Below are 19,120 nucleotides of genomic sequence, written 5' to 3'. Positions count from 1 at the left end.
TTTTATGCTAAACTTTAAAATAAGCTATTATGAAAATTTTACTAAAATTTATTTTTGTGTTGGCAGTTTCAATGCAAATACAAGCACAAGAGCGATTAATTTCCGGTAAAGTAACCGATGAATCTGGAACACCACTTCCAGCAGTTACAATTATAATAAAAGGTACTTCAACAGGAACAACAACCAATTTTGATGGGTTGTACCAAATTAAAGCTAAAAATACAGATGTTTTGGTCTTTACTTATTTGGGTTATATAAAGGAAGAGCGTGTTGTAGGAACATTAACCACTATTTCTGTAGCTCTAGAAGCCGATAAAGCAACTTTAGATGAAGTTGTAATAGTTGGTTATGGTACTGAAAAACGACGTTCGGTAACTGGTTCGGTTGCACAAGTTTCTGTTTCCCAATTAAATAAAAATAAAAAAGAGGCATATCATAATGCATTAGCAAATCAAATTCAGTACAATACGGTTACCGCTTTGCAAGGTAAAGTTGCAGGCGTTCAGGTAAATAGCACTAAAACGCCTGGGTCAAATTCACATATTGTTATTCGTGGTACAGCAACTATTTCAAATAATAATACACCATTAGTAGTTGTTGATGGAAAAATAATGCCATATAACACCGTAGAATCAATAAACCCAAAACAAGTAAACGATATCACAGTTCTAAAAGATAGTAATGCTACGGCAATTTACGGTAGCAGAGGTAGTAATGGTGTTATTATTATTTCAACAAAAAATAAAGAAACCGTTTTAATCGAACCGTTATATATTGTTGATGGTGTTCCAATTAAAAAAGAGCAAAATTATATTATTGAAAACTTACCAAAACAGGATATTGACACTAAAATACAGTACGATAAAGCGGAAGCTAAAGATAAGTTTGGCAAAATTGCAAGTAATGGTTGCGTGGTTATTACAACGCATCAAGGAAATTTCAGGTTAGAAAATCAAGAAAGTTATGCTGTAATTGAAGAGAATAATTTTGAGAGAACATCTTTAGCACCACTTTCTACCTTTTCAATTGATGTTGACAAAGCTTCTTATAGTAATATTAGACGAATGATTAACAGTGGGTTAGCTATTGAACCTGATGCTGTTAAAATTGAAGAAATGATAAATTATTTCGATTATAATTATCCGCAACCAACAGGCGAACACCCATTTTCTATAAACACAGAAGTTGCGAAAACACCATGGAATGCAGGTACAAAAATTGTTAAAATAGGGTTGCAAGGTAAAGCGTATTTAAACGACGAGTTGCCAGCATCAAACCTAACGTTTTTGATAGATGTTTCGGGTTCTATGAGTTCGCAAAATAAATTACCATTGTTAAAATCGGCTTTTAAATTGTTAGTAAATCAGTTACGCGAACAAGATAAAGTATCCATTGTTGTATACGCTGGTGCGGCAGGCGTTGTGCTTGAACCAACATCAGGGAAGCATAAAGAAAAAATAATTGCAGCTTTAGATAATTTAAATTCTGGAGGTTCAACAGCTGGTGGCGCAGGTATTAAATTAGCTTATAGTTTGGCTGAAGAAAATTTTAAAAAGAATGGTAATAACCGCGTTATTTTGGCAACCGATGGCGATTTTAATGTTGGTGCTTCATCCGATAAAGCCATGGAAAATCTTATTGAAGAAAAGCGAAAATCTGGTGTGTTTTTATCGGTTTTAGGTTTTGGATACGGAAATTATAAAGATTCAAAACTTGAAATTTTAGCTGATAAAGGTAACGGAAACCATGCATACATCGATAATATGCAAGAAGCCCAAAAAGTATTTGGAAAAGAATTTGGCGGCACATTGTTCACCATAGCTAAAGATGTAAAAATTCAAATTGAATTCAACCCAAATAAAGTACAAGCTTATAGATTAATTGGTTATGAAAACAGAATGCTTGCTGATGAAGATTTTGTAGATGATACTAAAGATGCGGGCGAATTAGGAAGCGGACATACCGTAACGGCGCTTTATGAAATAATTCCTGTTGGTGTTGATAGTAAGTATTTAAAAGATGTAGCCGATTTAAAATACACGAAACCTGAAGCTGTTAAAGATTATTCAGATGAATTGTTTACAGTGAAATTTAGATACAAAAAGCCCGATGGTGATAAAAGTATTGAAATGGTACATATTCAAAAAGATTTGGTTTCAGAAGCTTCAGAAGATTTAAAATTTGCAACATCGGTAGCGTTGTTTGGAATGCAATTACGACAATCAAAATACCATAACAATTCAAAAATTGATGATGTTATTGCATTAGCAAAATCGGGTAGAGGTGAAGATAGAGATGGTTATCGCTCAGAGTTTATGAGGTTAGTTTCTTCGTATCAAAGTTTGTAATTTAAAAAAAAGCGACCAATTTGTGTCGCTTTTTTTTATCAATCTACATGTAAAAAATTTAATTTATGTCCTGTTTCTTTTAAAAGCTCTTTAGCTTTTTTGTGTTGATTTTCAAAAGTTTCTAGATTAGTTCCTTTACAAATACCATAAGAGTAATGATATTTAATTATTTCCAAATCTAAATTAGTTAATGTTTTTTTCTCTGAAGCACAGTTAGAAAAATAACTATTACAATCAAATTCATTACTTAATTTAAAAAATCCTAATGATTGGATGAAGTAATCTTTCATCTTATCCTCCAATGATATGTCATCAGGATATAATTTAATAGCACCTTTATATATTTTGTTTTGTTTCCAATAAATATAATAATTTGTGTTTTTATTGTTTTTAAGATTTTCTTCATATTCATAATCCCCATCATTATAAATAAAATAGTTTGCGTCTTTAGCTTTTTTTACTATGAATATATTTAAAGAATCAACTTGATCAGATATATTTTTTACAAATGGAATAAAATCTTTTTTTGTACTTTTTTTAATGCTTTTAGAAAAGAAAATTCGAATATCTTTTTTCCAATATTTCATTGACGTTTTAGTACTATATAAATTATTTTTATGATTGAAAGCTACTTTTTTATAATAATGTAGAAAAGTAGAATCCTTAAATTCGTATGGAACTCTAACACCTTTTGGTTCTAAATAGTTTTTAATAAGAACTAGTGTATCATTATTTCTATATTGAAAGTTTAATGAATCTTCTTTTGTAAGTGGTTCTTTGTATTTTAATTTATAATACTTCAGTGAAATAAAATGTCTTTGTTCAACTTTCTTCTCAAGATTTTGTGAAAAACTTAAAGAAAAAATGAAGTTAAAAATTAAGCAGAATAGTGTGTTTATTTTCATGGGTAATTTTATATGAATTCTTAATATTTTTTATTTAAGAAATTGCAATTGTTAATTCCTAATTCTTAAACCTGTAAAACACCTAAATTAAAAGCTTTTTCAATAGGTGCGTGGTTTGCGGCTTCAATGCCCATACTTAGCCATTTACGCGTATCCAATGGGTCTATAATGGCATCCGTCCAAATACGTGAAGCAGCATAATATGGCGATACTTGGTTGTCGTAGCGATTTTTGATTTTGTTGTAGAGTTCATCTTCTTTTTCCTTGGTGATTTTTTCTCCTTTCTTTTCTAAAGAAGCTTTTTCTATTTGAAGCAATACTTTAGCGGCAGAATTACCACTCATTACTGCCAGTTCTGCACTTGGCCATGACACAATTAATCTTGGGTCGTAGGCTTTTCCGCACATGGCGTAATTACCTGCACCATAACTATTTCCAATAATAATTGTGAATTTAGGTACCACCGAATTACTAACGGCATTTACCATTTTAGCACCATCTTTAATAATGCCACCATGTTCACTTTTACTACCAACCATAAAGCCGGTAACATCTTGTAAAAACACTAAAGGGATTTTTTTCTGGTTGCAGTTTGCTATAAATCGGGTGGCTTTGTCGGCGCTATCGTTGTAAATTACACCACCAAATTGCATTTCGCCTTGTTTGGTTTTTACCAGTTTGCGTTGATTTGCAACAATACCAACTGCCCAACCATCAATTCGGGCGTAACAGGTAATAATGGTTTTTCCGTAGCCTGCTTTATATTCGTCAAATTCCGAATTATCAACCAATCGCTTGATAATTTCATACATATCATATTGGTCGGCTCTCGATTTTGGTAAAATTCCATAAATATCTTCGGGATTTTCTTTTGGTTTTACAGCATCAATTCTATTAAAACCAGCTTTATCAAAATCACCAATCTTATCAATTATATTTTTTATAGTATCTAAAGCGTCTTTATCATCTTTCGCCTTGTAATCGGTAACACCAGAAATTTCACAATGCGTTGTTGCGCCTCCTAAAGTTTCATTATCAATAGTTTCTCCAATAGCAGCTTTTACCAAATAACTACCAGCTAAAAAAATACTTCCAGTTTTATCAACAATCAATGCTTCATCACTCATAATAGGTAAATATGCACCACCAGCAACACAACTTCCCATAACCGCTGCAATTTGAGTAATGCCCATACTACTCATAATAGCGTTGTTTCTAAAAATACGACCAAAATGTTCTTTGTCTGGAAAAATTTCATCTTGCAATGGTAAATAAACACCAGCGCTATCTACTAAATAGATTATTGGCAAGCGATTTTCTATAGCAATTTCTTGAGCTCTTAAATTCTTTTTTGCGGTAATAGGAAACCAAGCTCCAGCTTTAACAGTGGCATCATTAGCAACAACAATGCATTGTTTTCCTTTAATGTAACCAATTTTTACAACAACGCCTGCAGATGGACAACCACCGTGCGATTCATACATATCTTCGCCTGCAAAAGCAGCAATTTCAATAGATTTTGTATTGGCATCTAAAAGGTAATTAACGCGTTCATGTGCCGTCATTTTACCTTTAGCGTGTTGTTTTTCAATACTTTTTTTTCCACCACCTAAATGGACTATTCCTAATCGTTTATTAAGTTCTGATACTAAAAGTTTATTGTAATCTTCGTTTTTATTGAAGTTTAAATCCATTGCTATTTTGTTTGAAGCTAAAATACAAAAGTTTCATTTTATAGATAGTTTTTGTTAATGTTTTATTAAATAATATAACATGGAAATAGTTTCCTTGGAAAATAAATAATTTTGTCATACATTTGTGTCAACAAAAAAAAGATAGTAATATGAAAAACATAATAGCCTTTGCAGGTACAAGCAGTAAACAATCAATCAACAAGCAATTAGTTACTTATGCTTCAAGTTTGGTAGAAAACGTTAATACAACCATTTTAGATTTAAACGATTTTGAATTGCCACTTTATAGTATCGATTTAGAAAAGGAGCAAGGTATTCCTGAAAATGCACATAAGTTTTTGGCGTATTTAAAATCGTCTGATGGTTTAGTTATTTCTTTAGCAGAACATAATGGCGCATACACTACGGTTTTTAAAAACTTATTTGATTGGATGACCCGAATTGAAGGTAAACTATTTTTTAACAAACCAATGTTACTCATGGCAACATCGCCAGGTGGTAGAGGCGGATTAACAGTTTTAGAAATTGCACAAGGCAGATTTCCATTTCATGACGGTAACATTATTGAGGTTTTTTCATTACCTTTTTTTGGAAATAATTTTTCTGAAGGAAAAATAACTAATGACGATTTTGATGAGCAGTTAAAAAATGCTGTTCAACAATTTCAAAAAAGCTTATAAAATGGAAGTTAAGCAAATAGACAATGGAACTAAAGGTGCTTTTTACATTGAAATAGATGCTGTAAAAGTTGCAGAAATGACCTATTCGCACGCTAAACCCGATAAAATAATTATAGATCATACAGAAGTTAGTGAAACCTTGAAAGGACAAGGTGTTGGTTATAAATTAATTGAAGCATCTGTTGAATACATGAGAGCTAATAGATTAAAAGTTATTCCATTATGTCCTTTTGCAAATGCTGTTTTTAAGAAAAAGCACAACGAATATGCAGATGTAATTGCTTAAATAAACAGATATGGGAAATTTATCAAAAGAAATAAATTCAACATTCGCAAATAATAGAATAAAGGCATTGTTAAATATTTTATATACTGCCAACTGGATTTCAGGTTTCCAAAATGAATTTTTTAAAACCTATGGAATTTCACCACAACAATACAATATTCTTAGAATATTACGTGGTGCTGGCGAGCCTATAAATGTTCAAATTATTAAAGATAGAATGATAGAACGGTCGCCAAACGCAACGCGTTTAATGGACAAATTATGTGCTAAAAACTATATTGAACGGTTGGCTTGCGACCATGATAGGCGTGTAGTTAAAATAGCTATTACCAAAGAAGGAAATGCACTTTTAGATGCCATTCCAGATAATTTTAATAACGATTTATTAAAAAATTTGAGTGAACAAGAAGCAGAACAATTAAGCAATTTGCTTGATAAAATGCGATAACATTCCTACCGAAGCAGGAATCTATTAAAACTAATAATTAATAAAAGATAACCGCCTTCGCGGGCGTAAAAAACATGAAAACTATAATACACAAAGCAACTGAACGCGGTTTTGCAAACCACGGTTGGTTACAAGCAAACCATTCATTTAGTTTTGCTAGTTATCATAATCCTGAAAAAGTACATTTTGGTGCACTACGAGTGCTAAATGATGATATTGTAGCGCCAAAAATGGGTTTTGGAACACATCCACATGATAACATGGAAATAATTACCATTCCGTTGAAAGGTGTTCTTAAGCACAAGGATAATATGGGTGATACTTGGATAACTGTATTACCAAATGAAGTACAAATTATGAGTGCAGGAACAGGTGTGCAGCATTCTGAAATAAATGGTTCAAATGATGAGCATTTAAGTTTATTTCAAATTTGGATTTTTCCAGACAAACAGAATGTTACACCACGTTACGACCAAAAGAAATTTGATGTAAATGATAGAAAAAATAAACTTCAAACACTAGTTACATCAATTGATGAAAGCCATGAAGGAAGTTTAAAAATTCATCAAAACGCTATCATTTCAAGAATTGATTTGGATAAAGATGTTGCTTTTGAATATAATCTTAAAAGTAAAAATCATGGCGTTTATGTTATGAATATACATGGTAACGTATTGATTAATAATCAAACTTTAGAAACACGTGATGCAATTGGAGTATCAGAAACAGCGATTTTTTCTATTACACCACAAGACAATTCAAGTTTGTTATTTATAGAAGTTCCAATGGAATTTTAAAATCAAAATCAAAAACTTTTCAAAAGCATTCTTTTACAAAAAAAGGATGCTTTTTTATGTGTTAAATTTATAATAGCTTCAAAATTTTCGTCTTAACGAGTATTTATACAATTCATGGCATATATTTTAGTTGTTTTTTTAGACAATTTACTTTTATACAAATTTTTAACCCCAAATTTAAATGATACTTAAAAAGCAATTTTTATTGGTATTTCTTATTGCCAATATTTTCACAATACATTCGCAAACATCACCACTAACCAAAAAAGATTCTACAATTGTTAGTTCATGGATGTTTGGTGTTGGTTTTAATGTTGTTGATGATTCAGACGATACATTTAATAGATTATTCGATTTTAAAAGTGCTTGGAATGCTGTTCCTTATCCATCTAGGGTAAGTGTTGGAAAATATTTTAAAAATGGTTTGGGTATTGAAGGTATTCTATCTTATAACAAGTATAAAAAAGGTAAAATTGCAGACGGCTTACCTGTAGATAAAGACAAAGATTATTTTGCAATTGACTCAAGATTAAGTTACGATTTAAACAAAATTATAGGCTATACAGGTTGGTTTGATCCATATTTAGGTATTGGTGCTGGTTTTACACATGCTAACGATATTCCTCGTGGTACATTTAATGCTGTTTTAGGTTTTAGAACCTGGTTTTCTGATAAGTTTGGTTTAGATGTAAATACTTCAGGAAAATGGGCAATGAATACAAATTATACTAACCATTTACAACACGTTGTAGGTGTGGTGTATAGATTTGATTTTGATAAAGAATTAACCAAAAAAGGTGAAGAAAAATTAGAATTAATTACCGCTGAAGAAAATGAAGCTTTAAGAATTAATGATTCTATTTTACTAGCAAATAAACAAGCTGAAGCAGAACGATTTTTAGCTGAAAAAATAGCTAAGGAAAAGGACGCTTTAAGACTTGCTCAACTTGAAAAAGAACGAACAGACTTAAAGAATGAAATACAAAATAAAATAGATGCATTAGAGAATATTTATTTTCCGTTAGATGCTTCAATGTTAACAAAATCTTCAAAAGACATATTGAATAAATTAATATTAATATTGAATGAATATCCTAAATTAACATTAGAAATTACATCACATACCGATTCTAGAGGTTCAGCTACATATAATCAAAAGCTTTCTGAACGCAGATTGAAAAGTACACTTGATTATTTATTTGAAAAAGGAATAGAAACTAATAGAATTACAGGCGGTGCTTTTGGTGAAAACAAATTGGTTAATGCGTGTGATGATACCGTAAAATGCCCAGAAGTTAAACACAAACAAAATAGAAGATCTGAAATTAAAATAATTAATTATTAATTTCTTTTGAAATAACGCTTCAAAAACAAAAAAAGGGGAAATCTATAAAATATTTCCCCTTTTTTATATCGTAAAATATATTTAAATAGATCTTTTTATTTGAATATTAGTATCATCAATGGTTGTTTGAATATCACCAATAATGGAGTTTGTTTTTAACTCATTAACTTTCTTTTTTACAACACCAAATTTGTTAGTATCTGTAAAATCGCCTGCTTCATTATTATTTTTATCTAGCGAAGTAACAACAAAAACTTTATTAGTTATTTGTTCTAGCGTTAAATTTAATTCATTGCCAGCAACAATATCTAGTATTTTAGAACCATCATTCATATTTGAAATAGCTTCAGCAGCATTATTAAAAGCATAAATAACATATTTTACAGGTAAATCGCCATCAACAGCAGCTTCGGGCGTATCCCATAAAATTTTTAAAGGTTCAAATCTAATATTGTCTGGTTTTTTTGGGCAAATAGCATCTTTACCATAGCCTAAAACCGGAGGCGCAAATGATTTATATTTAAATTGAGTAGCATTTAATGCACTATTAATACCTTTTAAATTGCTTTTTATGGTATTGTAACTGTATGCTATTTGGCCAAAAGTGGCATGCATATTTGCAATTCTATTATGGTTTATTTGGTTTTGAATTTCAATAATATCCCAAGGTTTTGTTTGGTTTAAATTATAATAACCTTGGCTAACATATAATTGTTTGTTATAAAGATTTGCTTGATCGTTCCACCATTTTGATAATGAAATATAATCTTGGGCTTTTGCAATTTTCCAATACAATTGTGGTGCTATATAATCTACTTTATTAGATTGTAACCAAGCAATTGGATCGCAATATAAAGCACTGAAAGATGAAGTTCCTTTAATGCCTGTAGGTGTATCTGCTTTCCAAATTCCGAACGGACTAACACCAAACACGATATTTTTATTCTTTTTGGTGTTTATATCTTGAATGGCATCATAAACCATCCCAATCATTAGGTTTACGTTATTTCGCCTCCAATCTTCTATAGTTGCTATATTGGTAGGATTATTTTCTTTAAAGGTTTTAGCATCCTGTGGTACGGTATTCATGCCAGAATAAGGGTAAAAATAATCATCAAAGTGAATACCATCTATATCATATCTATTAGCAATATCTTTTATTACGCTAACAATGTAGTTTCTAACATCTGGAAGTCCAGGGTTTAGCATTTTTAATGATAATGCTTTATCAGTATTATTTAATTTTGCTTGAAACGTCCAATTTGGATGTAAATTAGCTACGTTATTAGGTGCTAATTCCATAGTTGGAGTTTGTTTAACACGATAAGGGTTTAACCAAGCATGTAAATCTAAACCGCGAGCATGGGCTTCTTTAACGGCAAATTCTAATGGATCCCAAAGTGGTGATGGTGCTTTTCCTTGTGTTCCAGTAAGCCAGTACGACCAAGGATCGATAGTTGAGGCATATAAAGCGTCACTTTCTGGACGTACCTGTAAGAAAACGGTATTGTAACCATTCGCTTTTAAATCGTTTAAAATTTCAATTAATTCAGCCTGTTGTACTGCAGGTGTTGCTTTACGGTTTGTTGGCCAAGATAAGTTTGAAACTGATGGTAAAAAAACACCTCTTAAATCGCGTTTAGGCGTTGTAATGTTATGCTCTGCACCAATTACACTATGAGATTTTAAATTTGACAAAGATTTTGCTTCTGTAATTGTTGAAGCTTGTTCTATGTTGTTTGAATCAACTTTTAAAGCAGTAAGTTTTTTGTTTACTTGTGCTTGTATAGCTATACATAAAAATAGAAAATAAGGGGCTAATATTTTCATATTACTTGATTTAAAATAGGGTTTTTTTAAATTACATTTATTAAATAATTGCAAAAAAGGGTAAATTTAAATAATATAATGACACAAATATAAATTTTAGCTAAAAATATATAGATGAAATGCGCTTTTTTTCGGACAAATAGCATTTTGCTTAAATATAAAAATAGTTGATAAACGTTAAAATTATATTTTTAAAAAGATGCTTTTATATATAAAAATACGATATTTGTCCTGTGAATTTGCGCAAGGGATTGAAGCGGCATCCTTTTTTATGTGTTTATAAAAACATCTTCTTGTAACCTTTGGGTTAAAAACATAAAAAAGATATAGCGAAAAGCCCGACCTTGCTTTTTCAAGGTTGCGCCTTAAAAAACTAAATTAATTATGGCAATGAATAAAAATACAGTGTTGGCTTGGGCAACAGTTTTAATGATTATTATGGGTGTAGTTCTAATATTAATGGGAGCTTACAGGTATAATGATGTAGCAGGTTGGGGCTTTGCAACCGTAGGTTTTGGTTTTTTTGCCATTGCATGGGTTTTTAACGCTTTAAAAGGTAGAGTGTAATAAAAAGTTTTGTCGGTTGTTGTTAAGTTTAAGCAACTTTAAAACAACAGCTAAAAACAGTTAAGACGTTTTTAATTCTAAATTATAAGTAAAACAGCTTAACAGTAAACAACTTAACAATAAACAATAATGAGTGACGATAAGAAAGTAATATTTTCAATGTCTGGGTTAACCAAGACGTTTCAAGGAGCAAATACACCAGTTTTAAAAAACATTTATTTAAGTTTTTTTTACGGTGCTAAAATTGGTATTTTAGGTTTAAATGGTTCGGGTAAATCTACGTTACTTAAAATAATTGCAGGCGTTGATAAAAACTATCAAGGTGATGTTACGTTTTTGCAAGATTATTCGGTTGGCTATTTAGAGCAAGAACCAAAGCTTGATGAAAATAAAACGGTTATTGAAATTGTAAGAGAAGGTGCTGCAGAAACAGTGGCTATTCTTGATGAATACAATAAAATTAACGATATGTTTGGTTTGGAAGAAGTGTATTCTAACCCAGACAAAATGGATAAATTAATGGCTAGACAAGCTGAACTTCAAGATAAAATTGATGCTTCTAATGCTTGGGAATTAGATACTAAATTAGAAATTGCCATGGATGCGCTTCGTACGCCAGATGGTGATAAAAAAATTAGCTTACTTTCTGGAGGTGAACGTCGTCGTGTTGCTTTATGTAGATTGTTATTGCAAGAACCAGATGTATTATTGTTAGATGAGCCTACTAACCACTTAGATGCAGAATCTGTACATTGGTTAGAACAGCATTTAGCACAATATAAAGGAACTGTAATTGCTGTAACGCATGATAGGTACTTTTTAGATAATGTTGCTGGTTGGATTTTAGAGTTGGATAGAGGTGAAGGTATTCCATGGAAAGGAAATTACTCATCTTGGTTAGACCAAAAATCGAAACGTTTAGCACAAGAAAGTAAAACAGCTTCTAAGCGTCAAAAAACGTTGGAGCGCGAACTAGAATGGGTTCGTCAAGGCGCAAAAGGGCGTCAAACTAAACAAAAAGCACGTTTACAGAATTATGATAAGTTACTAAGTCAAGACCAAAAGCAGCTTGATGAAAAACTAGAAATTTACATACCAAATGGACCACGTTTAGGAACGAATGTTATTGAGGCAGTTGGTGTAAGTAAAGGTTTTGACGATAAATTATTGTACGAAGAATTAAACTTCAAATTGCCACAAGCAGGCATTGTTGGTGTAATAGGACCAAATGGTGCTGGTAAAACCACCATTTTTAGAATGATTATGGGAGAACAAACCCCAGATAAAGGCGAGTTTGTAGTTGGCGAAACTGCTAAAATAGCTTATGTAGACCAAGCACATTCAAACATAGACCCAGAAAAAACCATTTGGCAAAATTTTAGCGACGAGCAAGAATTAGTTTTAATGGGTGGACGCGAAGTAAATTCTAGAGCTTATTTAAGTCGATTTAATTTTTCTGGTGGTGAACAAAATAAAAAAGTAAAACTGCTTTCGGGTGGAGAACGTAACCGCTTGCATTTAGCTATGACATTGAAAGAAGAAGGTAATGTATTACTTTTAGATGAGCCTACTAACGACCTTGATGTAAATACATTACGCGCATTAGAAGAAGGTTTAGAAAACTTTGCTGGTTGTGCAGTAGTAATATCGCATGATAGATGGTTTTTAGATAGAATATGTACACATATTTTAGCTTTTGAAGGCGATTCGCAAGTATATTTCTTTGAAGGTAGTTTTAGTGAATATGAAGAAAACAAAAAGAAACGTTTGGGTGGCGATTTAACACCGAAACGTATTAAGTATAAAAAGCTAGTTCGCTAATAAAAAAACGCTCACTAATTAGTGGGCGTTTTTTTTTTATAAAATATGTTTTAAACTTAAATAAACTATCTAATACTATTGCATAGAAATTAGATTTTAATTCCCGCCATACATATGGCCATCAGTAAAATCTTTATATTCTTCTTCTTGTTTAGCTAACTCTTCACTTATTTTATCAAGTTGTTCGTTTTCTTTTTTAAGCTTATAAGATTTTCTAATACCTAAAATTAAAAGCAGAGAAAAAAAAGCAACCACCACAATTAATACGGTTACTATATCTTTTTGACTTATAAGTGAAATTGTTGAAAAAAAGTTAGTTGGCATCATCAATGCAAGATTTGGTTTAATAGCTATTTCAAATATAATATTTTTTATTCACTAAACAATTATAAATGAATTTATTAAATGTCTTTTTGTATGATAATATGGCGTTAGATTTAAAGCTACTTCATTTATTTTAAGTTAATTACACTTAAAATAATCTTGTATTTTGAATTTAACATAAAACACTTTTTTAATTAGGTTATTTTATTTTTTTTTAACGAAATTGCTTGCCATTTCAATTATAAAATAAATGCTAATGTCTCTAAATACATTAAAAAATATTAAAACAGAGTTACTTTCTAACCATTATTACACATTAAATAAGCTAACGTTTGATTATCAATTACGAAACGGAAATTGGGTAACACAAGTACGTGAATGTTATGATAGAGGCGATGGCGCCGGTATTTTGTTATATAGCAAAGAAAAGGGAACGGTTATTTTAACAAAACAATTTAGAATGCCAACTTTTTTAAATGATAATAAAGATGGCTTATTGATTGAAGTTTGTGCTGGTATGCTTGATAAAGATAATCCAGAGGCGTGCATTATTAGAGAAACAGAAGAAGAAGTAGGGTATAGACTGAAAGAAGTAAAAAAAGTGTTTGAAGCCTATTCTTCACCTGGTGTAATGACTGAAAAAATGCATTTTTTTATTGGTGAATATACTGATGCAATGAAAGTAAATGAAGGTGGCGGATTGGAAAGTGAACACGAAGATATAGAAGTTTTAGAATTGCCATTTACTGAAGCTATTAAAATGCTTAACAATGGAAAAATAAACGATACACGAACAATTGTTTTATTGCAATATGCTATTATACATAAACTATTACATTAATTTTTATCATTTAGAGTTTCATTAATAAAATCGGTAATTAAATAAGTGATTAATTTTCCAACTTGGGTTTCAGTTTTTTTAGTTGGTGAAGCTTCACAAATATGCAAATACATTACATTTTCTTGTTTTGAAAAAAACTTTATAAAATTTCTAGCTTTGTTAACACTAAATCCGCTTGGTGTCATTGCACTACTTGGTATGTTTTCAATGGCATCACAATCTATTTCAACACCAAAAGGTCTATCATGAACGTGATTTAATGCACGTTCTAATTCATCTTTAAACTTTAATGTTTTATCAACTTCCAAATCTTCAAACGTTGAAAATTTAACTAGTTTTAATTTTTTAAGGGTTTTAAATAGTTTATCAGATGTGTAGTTTTTTTGCAACCCAAAAATAAAATAGTTTTTTAAGAATCCTTCAGCATAAGCATAACTAAAACCATTACCACTATGTCTGCCTTCTTCTGGTCTAAAATCGGAATGTGCATCAAAATTTATAACATTAACAGGTTGTTTTAACGCTAAACTAGTACCTTTTATATTGCCATAGGCATTGTTGTGACCGCCTCCAATAATAATAGGTTTTTTGCCAGCAGCAATAATTTGTTGTACAGCATGTGTTACATGTTTATCAATATCGCTCACAATTTTCCGAGCTTTTTTAATACTTTTTTGGTTGGATTTATCTAACTCTGAAATTTTTAATAATTCAGCTGAAAAATCTAAATGACCTAGAATTAAAACTTTGTTAGCATTAGTAAACTCGTTACTTTGTATGTTTAGTAATACTTTTAAAGTAGCATCCCAAGCTTTGGAAGTGCCTGTTTTTCCATAGTTTGCATACACACCAACATCTTCAGGTAAACCAATAATTACATACGTAACATCCAAATTTAAAAGTTGGTCGTATATATGTGAAATGCTGGTTAATATTTGAATATGTTCACCAAATTTGGATTCGCCTAGGCGTTTGTTTAATAACTCATTTAAAGTTGTTGTGTTAAATAAAACTAGTTTATCCATAAAAAAGTAAATAATTTGAATTAAAAATACATCATTATTTATTTATAGCATTAAAAATTTAAGTAATAAATAAAAGAACGTTAGACTATTAAAAAAAACATTAAAAACAAGTAATTATGGAAAACAACAAAAGTAGCATGGGGCTTAAAGTAGCATTAGGTATTGCATTAGTTTTATTTTTAGGAACTGCATTTTATACCATGAATTTGTACAAAAGCAGCGAAAAAGTTCAGAATGATTTAACTGAACAAAAACAATTAGTAATGAACGATTTAAATGCGATGGCTAAACAATATGATGAAGCTATAGCAGAAAACGATGTAGCAAATAAAGATTTAATTGAAGCAAGAGCTAGAATTCAAGGGTTAATTGATTCGTTAAAAATATCTGAAACTAATGTGAAAAGTTTGTGGAGTTACAAACAAAAATACATTTCATTACAAAAAGAAATGGATGTTTTATTAGCTGAAAATGATAAATTGAAAATACAAAATTCGTATTTAGCAACATCATTAGATAGTACACGTGTAAGTTTAGAAGAACGTAAAATGTTTAGCGATTCTTTATTAGTACAAAACAATGCTTTAGCTGAAGTTGTTTCAAATGCAGCTGTATTAGGAGCGGTAAACATGAAAGGTTTTGGTGTTATTGAAAGAACTTCTGGAAAATTAATTCCAACAGAAAGAGCTAGTAGAACAGATAAAATTAGAGTTTGTTTTACTGTACCAAAAAACAAATTGGTACAAGCTGGAGACCAAGAATTATATGTTCAAGTTATAGATCCAAAAAACAATACTTTAGGTTTAAACGACCAAGTAACTTTTGGAGGTAAAACTTTAAACTACAGTATTATAAGTAAGTTTAATTACGAAAAAGCAAGTTTAGATGTATGTGAATTTGTAGCATCAAAAGGAAAATCTGAATTTCAAAAAGGACGTTACATAGTAAACGTATTTAATGAAAAAGATTTAGTTGCAACATCAGAATTCACTTTAAAATAAACCAAATACACAGATTGTAAAGCCTTGGGATTTCTCAAGGCTTTTTTTTGTTTATTACTACAGGCTTTTGCATCTAAACAAATTTTTATGCAAATTGTAGAGATTTTAATTAGGCATCAAATAGAACATGTAATTTTAATCACGACCAAGAAAACAATATAAAATAAATGTTGCAATCGCTATGAATCAAATAGATTATCATGCTAATTTTTTAAACTCTATAAGCGATATATCTGAGGATATTGTTGAAGAATTATTAAAAATTTCAGATTTAAAAACGGTAAAAGCTGGAAACCAAATTGTGAAATTAGGAGAAATACCCTCTAAAGTTTACATGTTAGTTTCTGGAGTTGTTAGATGTTACATTAGTACTGAATCTGGTAAAGAATTTAATAAAAGTTTTTATTTACCCATAACATTTGTAGCACCATTAACGGCTTTAATAAACCAATGCCCTTCAATATTTGTTTTTGAAACGTTATTAGATTGTGAATTGTACGAGGTTGATTATAAAAAATTTATGGAATTATGTAAAAAATATGATGACCTAAATACGCTATATACTAAAATTATAGAAACTGTTTATATAACTTACGAGAAACGACTTGTAGACTTAATTTCTTTAGATGCGAAAGATAGGTATTTAGAATTAAGAAATGAAATTCCTAATGTTGAAACATTAATTCCGCAATACCATATTGCTTCATATTTAGGTATAACACCAGTTCAATTAAGTAGAATTAGAAAGAAAAATGGTAGTTGTTAACATTTGTTAATATCTAATAAAATGTTAAATTATATATTTGGCTTGATTTCCTTTTGAACATTACAAGGATTGATAGCTAACCAACCAAAAAAAAACAGGTAAAAATTTTACCTGTTTTTTTATTTATAGCAGTTTGTGTGTTTATTTTAAACCACCAACCATATCTTCTGGTTTTACCCAAGCATCATAATCTTCGGCGGTTACATAGCCTAAATTAACAGCTTCTTCTTTTAATGTTGTGCCATTAGCATGCGCAGTATTTGCAATTTCAGCAGCTTTATAATATCCAATTTTAGTATTTAAAGCAGTAACCAACATTAAAGAATTGTTTAGTAAGGTTTTAATAACGTTGTGGTTAGGTTCAATACCAACAGCACAATGCTCATCAAAACTAGCACAAGCGTCACCAATTAATTGTGCTGATTGTATAGCATTTGCAGCCATAACAGGTTTAAACACGTTAAGTTCATAATGTCCTTGCATACCGCCAACAGCAATAGCAACATCATTACCAATAACTTGAGCGCAAACCATAGTTAAAGCTTCACATTGTGTTGGGTTTACTTTTCCTGGCATGATAGAACTACCAGGTTCGTTTGCAGGAATAATAATTTCACCAATACCACTTCTTGGTCCGGAAGCCATCATTCTAACATCGTTAGCAATTTTGTTTAAAGAAACAGCTAGTTGTTTTAATGCACCATGTGTTTCAACAATAGCATCATGTGCTGCTAATGCTTCAAATTTATTAGGTGCGGTAACAAAAGGAAGTCCTGTAAATTGCGCAATATATTCTGCTACGCGTTTGCTGTAACCTTTTGGTGTGTTTAAACCAGTGCCAACAGCAGTTCCGCCTAAAGCTAATTCGCTTAAATGCGGTAATGTGTTTTCTAAAGCCTTTAAACCATGGTCTAATTGTGCAACATAGCCAGAAAGTTCTTGACCTAAAGTAAGTGGTGTAGCATCCATTAAGTGCGTACGACCAATTTTTACAACATTTTTAAATGCATCAGATTTTTTCTTTAACGTATCACGCAATTGTTTTACACCAGGTATTGTTACTTCAACAACTTTTTTATAAACAGCAATGTGCATGCCTGTTGGAAATGTATCGTTTGATGATTGCGATTTGTTAACATCATCGTTTGGTTGAATAACTTTTTCACCTTCACCAATAATTTTACCAGCCAATTGTTGTGCTCTGTTTGCAATTACTTCATTCGCATTCATATTGCTTTGTGTTCCAGAGCCTGTTTGCCAAATAACTAACGGGAATTGATCGTTATGTTTACCTGCTAAAATTTCATCACAAACAGCTGCTATTAAGTCGCGTTTTTCAATTGGTAAAACACCTAATTCGCAATTAGTATACGCTGCAGCTTTTTTTAGATATGCAAAGCCATAAATTATTTCTAAAGGCATCGATGCAGAAGTACCTATTTTAAAATTATTTCTAGAGCGTTCAGTTTGTGCACCCCAAAGTTTATCGGCAGGTACTTTTACCTCGCCCATAGTATCTTTTTCTATTCTAAAACTCATTTTAGTAACTGTTTAATTAATGCAACAAAGTTAATGGTTTTAGCTATTTATTGTTATGATATCTGTTAGTTTTTAAAAGTTTTTTTTAACAGATATATAACGCCTTGATTAATTATGAAATCAATAAAAAACGGTATATTAGCTAGTATAATTAACAATAATTTTAATAAAAACAGATACAATTATGGCAACAATAAGATTAGGTGATGTTGCACCAAATTTTACAGCAAAATCTACAGAAGGCACTATTAATTTTCATGAATGGCTAGGGGATAGTTGGGGTATTTTATTTTCGCATCCTGCTGATTATACGCCTGTTTGTACTACAGAATTAGGTACAGTAGCAAAATATAAACCTGAATTTGATAAACGCAATGTAAAAGTTGTAGCGTTAAGTGTTGATGGTGTTGAATCTCATCATGGTTGGATAAATGATATTAATGAAACCCAAAATACAACAGTAAATTTTCCAATTATTGCAGATGAAGATAAAAAGGTTTCAGAACTATATGATATGATTCACCCAAATGCGAGCGATAAATTTACAGTACGTTCTGTGTTTGTTATTGGTGATGATAAAAAAGTAAAACTTATTATAACCTATCCAGCATCAACAGGTAGAAATTTTGAAGAATTATTGCGTGTTATTGATAGTTTGCAACTTACGGCATACCATAAAGTAGCAACACCTGCCAACTGGAAACATGGTGAAGATGTGGTAGTTAGTCCTGCAATTTCTACAGCCGATGCTAAAAATATTTTTACCAAAGGCGTTGATGAGATTAAACCGTATTTAAGAATGACACCACAACCTAATTTAAAATAACAACGTGTTGTTAATAAATTTTAATTTGATATTGTATAACAAGAACCTTTGCATTATCTTTGCGTAAGATTTTTAAA

18 protein-coding genes are annotated in these 19,120 nt (G+C 30.8%); 12 read left to right on the top strand and 6 right to left on the bottom strand.

Going from position 1 to position 19,120, the window contains the following annotated elements:
- The first annotated feature begins 29 nt into the window (after positions 1-29).
- Positions 30-2,348, top strand: coding sequence for a YfbK domain-containing protein (locus ACFQ1R_RS01665; protein WP_379924375.1), 2,319 nt, complete (start codon positions 30-32; stop codon positions 2,346-2,348).
- A 38-nt stretch (positions 2,349-2,386) separates the two neighbouring features.
- Here ACFQ1R_RS01665 and ACFQ1R_RS01660 read toward each other — a convergent pair whose 3' ends face one another.
- Both ACFQ1R_RS01660 and ACFQ1R_RS01655 read right to left on the bottom strand, forming a co-directional pair.
- The gene (locus tag ACFQ1R_RS01660; protein ID WP_379924374.1) at positions 2,387-3,253 is read right to left on the bottom strand and encodes a hypothetical protein; all 867 of its coding nucleotides are present in this window, start codon (positions 3,251-3,253) and stop codon (positions 2,387-2,389) included.
- A gap of 65 nt (positions 3,254-3,318) precedes the next feature.
- Positions 3,319-4,947, bottom strand: a complete 1,629-nt coding sequence (locus ACFQ1R_RS01655; RefSeq protein WP_379924373.1) for an acyl-CoA carboxylase subunit beta — start codon at positions 4,945-4,947, stop codon at positions 3,319-3,321.
- Positions 4,948-5,096: 149 nt separating this feature from the next.
- On the opposite strand from ACFQ1R_RS01655, the gene ACFQ1R_RS01650 reads away from it, so the two are divergent.
- From ACFQ1R_RS01650 to ACFQ1R_RS01630, 5 genes are all read left to right on the top strand, one after another.
- Positions 5,097-5,627: an NADPH-dependent FMN reductase gene (locus ACFQ1R_RS01650; protein WP_379924371.1), complete on the top strand. Its 531-nt coding sequence runs from the start codon at positions 5,097-5,099 to the stop codon at positions 5,625-5,627.
- A gap of 1 nt (position 5,628) precedes the next feature.
- Entirely contained in the window at positions 5,629-5,913 is a 285-nt protein-coding gene (locus tag ACFQ1R_RS01645; protein ID WP_379924369.1) for a GNAT family N-acetyltransferase, read from the top strand.
- 10 nt (positions 5,914-5,923) lie between these two features.
- Positions 5,924-6,361 (top strand): MarR family winged helix-turn-helix transcriptional regulator, encoded by a 438-nt coding sequence (locus tag ACFQ1R_RS01640; protein ID WP_379924367.1) that lies wholly within the window; start codon positions 5,924-5,926, stop codon positions 6,359-6,361.
- Positions 6,362-6,435: 74 nt separating this feature from the next.
- On the top strand, positions 6,436-7,158 hold the full coding sequence (locus tag ACFQ1R_RS01635) for a pirin family protein (RefSeq protein ID WP_379924365.1): 723 nt from the start codon (positions 6,436-6,438) through the stop codon (positions 7,156-7,158).
- A 181-nt stretch (positions 7,159-7,339) separates the two neighbouring features.
- Positions 7,340-8,503 carry an OmpA family protein gene (locus ACFQ1R_RS01630; RefSeq protein WP_379924363.1) on the top strand — a complete coding sequence of 388 codons (1,164 nt, stop codon included), beginning with the start codon at positions 7,340-7,342 and terminating at the stop codon, positions 8,501-8,503.
- A gap of 81 nt (positions 8,504-8,584) precedes the next feature.
- On the opposite strand, the gene ACFQ1R_RS01625 is transcribed toward ACFQ1R_RS01630, so the two are convergent.
- On the bottom strand, positions 8,585-10,333 hold the full coding sequence (locus ACFQ1R_RS01625; protein WP_379924362.1) for a glycoside hydrolase family 10 protein: 1,749 nt from the start codon (positions 10,331-10,333) through the stop codon (positions 8,585-8,587).
- Between the two features lie 384 nt (positions 10,334-10,717).
- On the opposite strand from ACFQ1R_RS01625, the gene ACFQ1R_RS01620 reads away from it, so the two are divergent.
- Both ACFQ1R_RS01620 and ettA read left to right on the top strand, forming a co-directional pair.
- The gene (locus tag ACFQ1R_RS01620) at positions 10,718-10,900 is read left to right on the top strand and encodes a CAL67264 family membrane protein (protein ID WP_379924361.1); all 183 of its coding nucleotides are present in this window, start codon (positions 10,718-10,720) and stop codon (positions 10,898-10,900) included.
- Positions 10,901-11,029: 129 nt separating this feature from the next.
- A complete protein-coding gene (gene ettA, locus ACFQ1R_RS01615) occupies positions 11,030-12,721 on the top strand; it encodes an energy-dependent translational throttle protein EttA (protein ID WP_379924359.1) in 1,692 nt (563 codons plus the stop codon).
- A gap of 96 nt (positions 12,722-12,817) precedes the next feature.
- Here the strand turns inward: ettA and ACFQ1R_RS01610 are convergent, their stop codons facing one another.
- On the bottom strand, positions 12,818-13,048 hold the full coding sequence (locus tag ACFQ1R_RS01610; RefSeq protein WP_379924357.1) for an FtsL-like putative cell division protein: 231 nt from the start codon (positions 13,046-13,048) through the stop codon (positions 12,818-12,820).
- A gap of 253 nt (positions 13,049-13,301) precedes the next feature.
- Here ACFQ1R_RS01610 and ACFQ1R_RS01605 point away from each other — a divergent pair, with 253 nt between their 5' ends.
- Positions 13,302-13,886: an NUDIX domain-containing protein gene (locus ACFQ1R_RS01605; RefSeq protein ID WP_379924355.1), complete on the top strand. Its 585-nt coding sequence runs from the start codon at positions 13,302-13,304 to the stop codon at positions 13,884-13,886.
- Here the strand turns inward: ACFQ1R_RS01605 and ACFQ1R_RS01600 are convergent.
- Entirely contained in the window at positions 13,883-14,911 is a 1,029-nt protein-coding gene (locus tag ACFQ1R_RS01600) for a formimidoylglutamase (RefSeq protein WP_379924354.1), read from the bottom strand. The two genes, ACFQ1R_RS01605 and ACFQ1R_RS01600, sit on opposite strands and share 4 nt — an antisense overlap.
- Positions 14,912-15,027: 116 nt before the next feature.
- Between ACFQ1R_RS01600 and ACFQ1R_RS01595 the strand changes: the two genes are divergently transcribed.
- The gene (locus ACFQ1R_RS01595; RefSeq protein WP_379924353.1) at positions 15,028-15,912 is read left to right on the top strand and encodes a chromosome partitioning protein ParA; all 885 of its coding nucleotides are present in this window, start codon (positions 15,028-15,030) and stop codon (positions 15,910-15,912) included.
- A gap of 181 nt (positions 15,913-16,093) precedes the next feature.
- Complete coding sequence (locus ACFQ1R_RS01590; protein WP_379924352.1) at positions 16,094-16,678, top strand: Crp/Fnr family transcriptional regulator; 585 nt, start codon at positions 16,094-16,096, stop codon at positions 16,676-16,678.
- Positions 16,679-16,819: 141 nt separating this feature from the next.
- On the opposite strand, the gene fumC is transcribed toward ACFQ1R_RS01590, so the two are convergent.
- A complete protein-coding gene (gene fumC, locus ACFQ1R_RS01585) occupies positions 16,820-18,217 on the bottom strand; it encodes a class II fumarate hydratase (RefSeq protein ID WP_379924351.1) in 1,398 nt (465 codons plus the stop codon).
- 184 nt (positions 18,218-18,401) lie between these two features.
- Between fumC and ACFQ1R_RS01580 the strand changes: the two genes are divergently transcribed.
- Positions 18,402-19,043: a peroxiredoxin gene (locus ACFQ1R_RS01580; RefSeq protein ID WP_379924350.1), complete on the top strand. Its 642-nt coding sequence runs from the start codon at positions 18,402-18,404 to the stop codon at positions 19,041-19,043.
- Positions 19,044-19,120: the final 77 nt, after the last annotated feature.

This window comes from Mariniflexile jejuense (genome assembly GCF_042675665.1).
Lineage (GTDB): Bacteria > Bacteroidota > Bacteroidia > Flavobacteriales > Flavobacteriaceae > Mariniflexile > Mariniflexile jejuense.
Note: the sequence above shows the minus strand (reverse complement) of the source record. Positions and strands in the feature narration are given on the sequence as shown.

Excerpts from the sequence above, each read along its gene's own strand:
- ACFQ1R_RS01665 (WP_379924375.1), top strand. The coding sequence starts at position 30 with ATGAAAATTTTACTAAAATTTATTTTTGTGTTGGCAGTTTCAATGCAA.
- ACFQ1R_RS01660 (WP_379924374.1), bottom strand. The coding sequence starts at position 3,253 with ATGAAAATAAACACACTATTCTGCTTAATTTTTAACTTCATTTTTTCT.
- ACFQ1R_RS01655 (WP_379924373.1), bottom strand. The coding sequence starts at position 4,947 with ATGGATTTAAACTTCAATAAAAACGAAGATTACAATAAACTTTTAGTA.
- ACFQ1R_RS01650 (WP_379924371.1), top strand. The coding sequence starts at position 5,097 with ATGAAAAACATAATAGCCTTTGCAGGTACAAGCAGTAAACAATCAATC.
- ACFQ1R_RS01645 (WP_379924369.1), top strand. The coding sequence starts at position 5,629 with ATGGAAGTTAAGCAAATAGACAATGGAACTAAAGGTGCTTTTTACATT.
- ACFQ1R_RS01640 (WP_379924367.1), top strand. The coding sequence starts at position 5,924 with ATGGGAAATTTATCAAAAGAAATAAATTCAACATTCGCAAATAATAGA.
- ACFQ1R_RS01635 (WP_379924365.1), top strand. The coding sequence starts at position 6,436 with ATGAAAACTATAATACACAAAGCAACTGAACGCGGTTTTGCAAACCAC.
- ACFQ1R_RS01630 (WP_379924363.1), top strand. The coding sequence starts at position 7,340 with ATGATACTTAAAAAGCAATTTTTATTGGTATTTCTTATTGCCAATATT.
- ACFQ1R_RS01625 (WP_379924362.1), bottom strand. The coding sequence starts at position 10,333 with ATGAAAATATTAGCCCCTTATTTTCTATTTTTATGTATAGCTATACAA.
- ACFQ1R_RS01620 (WP_379924361.1), top strand. The coding sequence starts at position 10,718 with ATGGCAATGAATAAAAATACAGTGTTGGCTTGGGCAACAGTTTTAATG.
- ettA (WP_379924359.1), top strand. The coding sequence starts at position 11,030 with ATGAGTGACGATAAGAAAGTAATATTTTCAATGTCTGGGTTAACCAAG.
- ACFQ1R_RS01610 (WP_379924357.1), bottom strand. The coding sequence starts at position 13,048 with ATGATGCCAACTAACTTTTTTTCAACAATTTCACTTATAAGTCAAAAA.
- ACFQ1R_RS01605 (WP_379924355.1), top strand. The coding sequence starts at position 13,302 with ATGTCTCTAAATACATTAAAAAATATTAAAACAGAGTTACTTTCTAAC.
- ACFQ1R_RS01600 (WP_379924354.1), bottom strand. The coding sequence starts at position 14,911 with ATGGATAAACTAGTTTTATTTAACACAACAACTTTAAATGAGTTATTA.
- ACFQ1R_RS01595 (WP_379924353.1), top strand. The coding sequence starts at position 15,028 with ATGGAAAACAACAAAAGTAGCATGGGGCTTAAAGTAGCATTAGGTATT.
- ACFQ1R_RS01590 (WP_379924352.1), top strand. The coding sequence starts at position 16,094 with ATGAATCAAATAGATTATCATGCTAATTTTTTAAACTCTATAAGCGAT.
- fumC (WP_379924351.1), bottom strand. The coding sequence starts at position 18,217 with ATGAGTTTTAGAATAGAAAAAGATACTATGGGCGAGGTAAAAGTACCT.
- ACFQ1R_RS01580 (WP_379924350.1), top strand. The coding sequence starts at position 18,402 with ATGGCAACAATAAGATTAGGTGATGTTGCACCAAATTTTACAGCAAAA.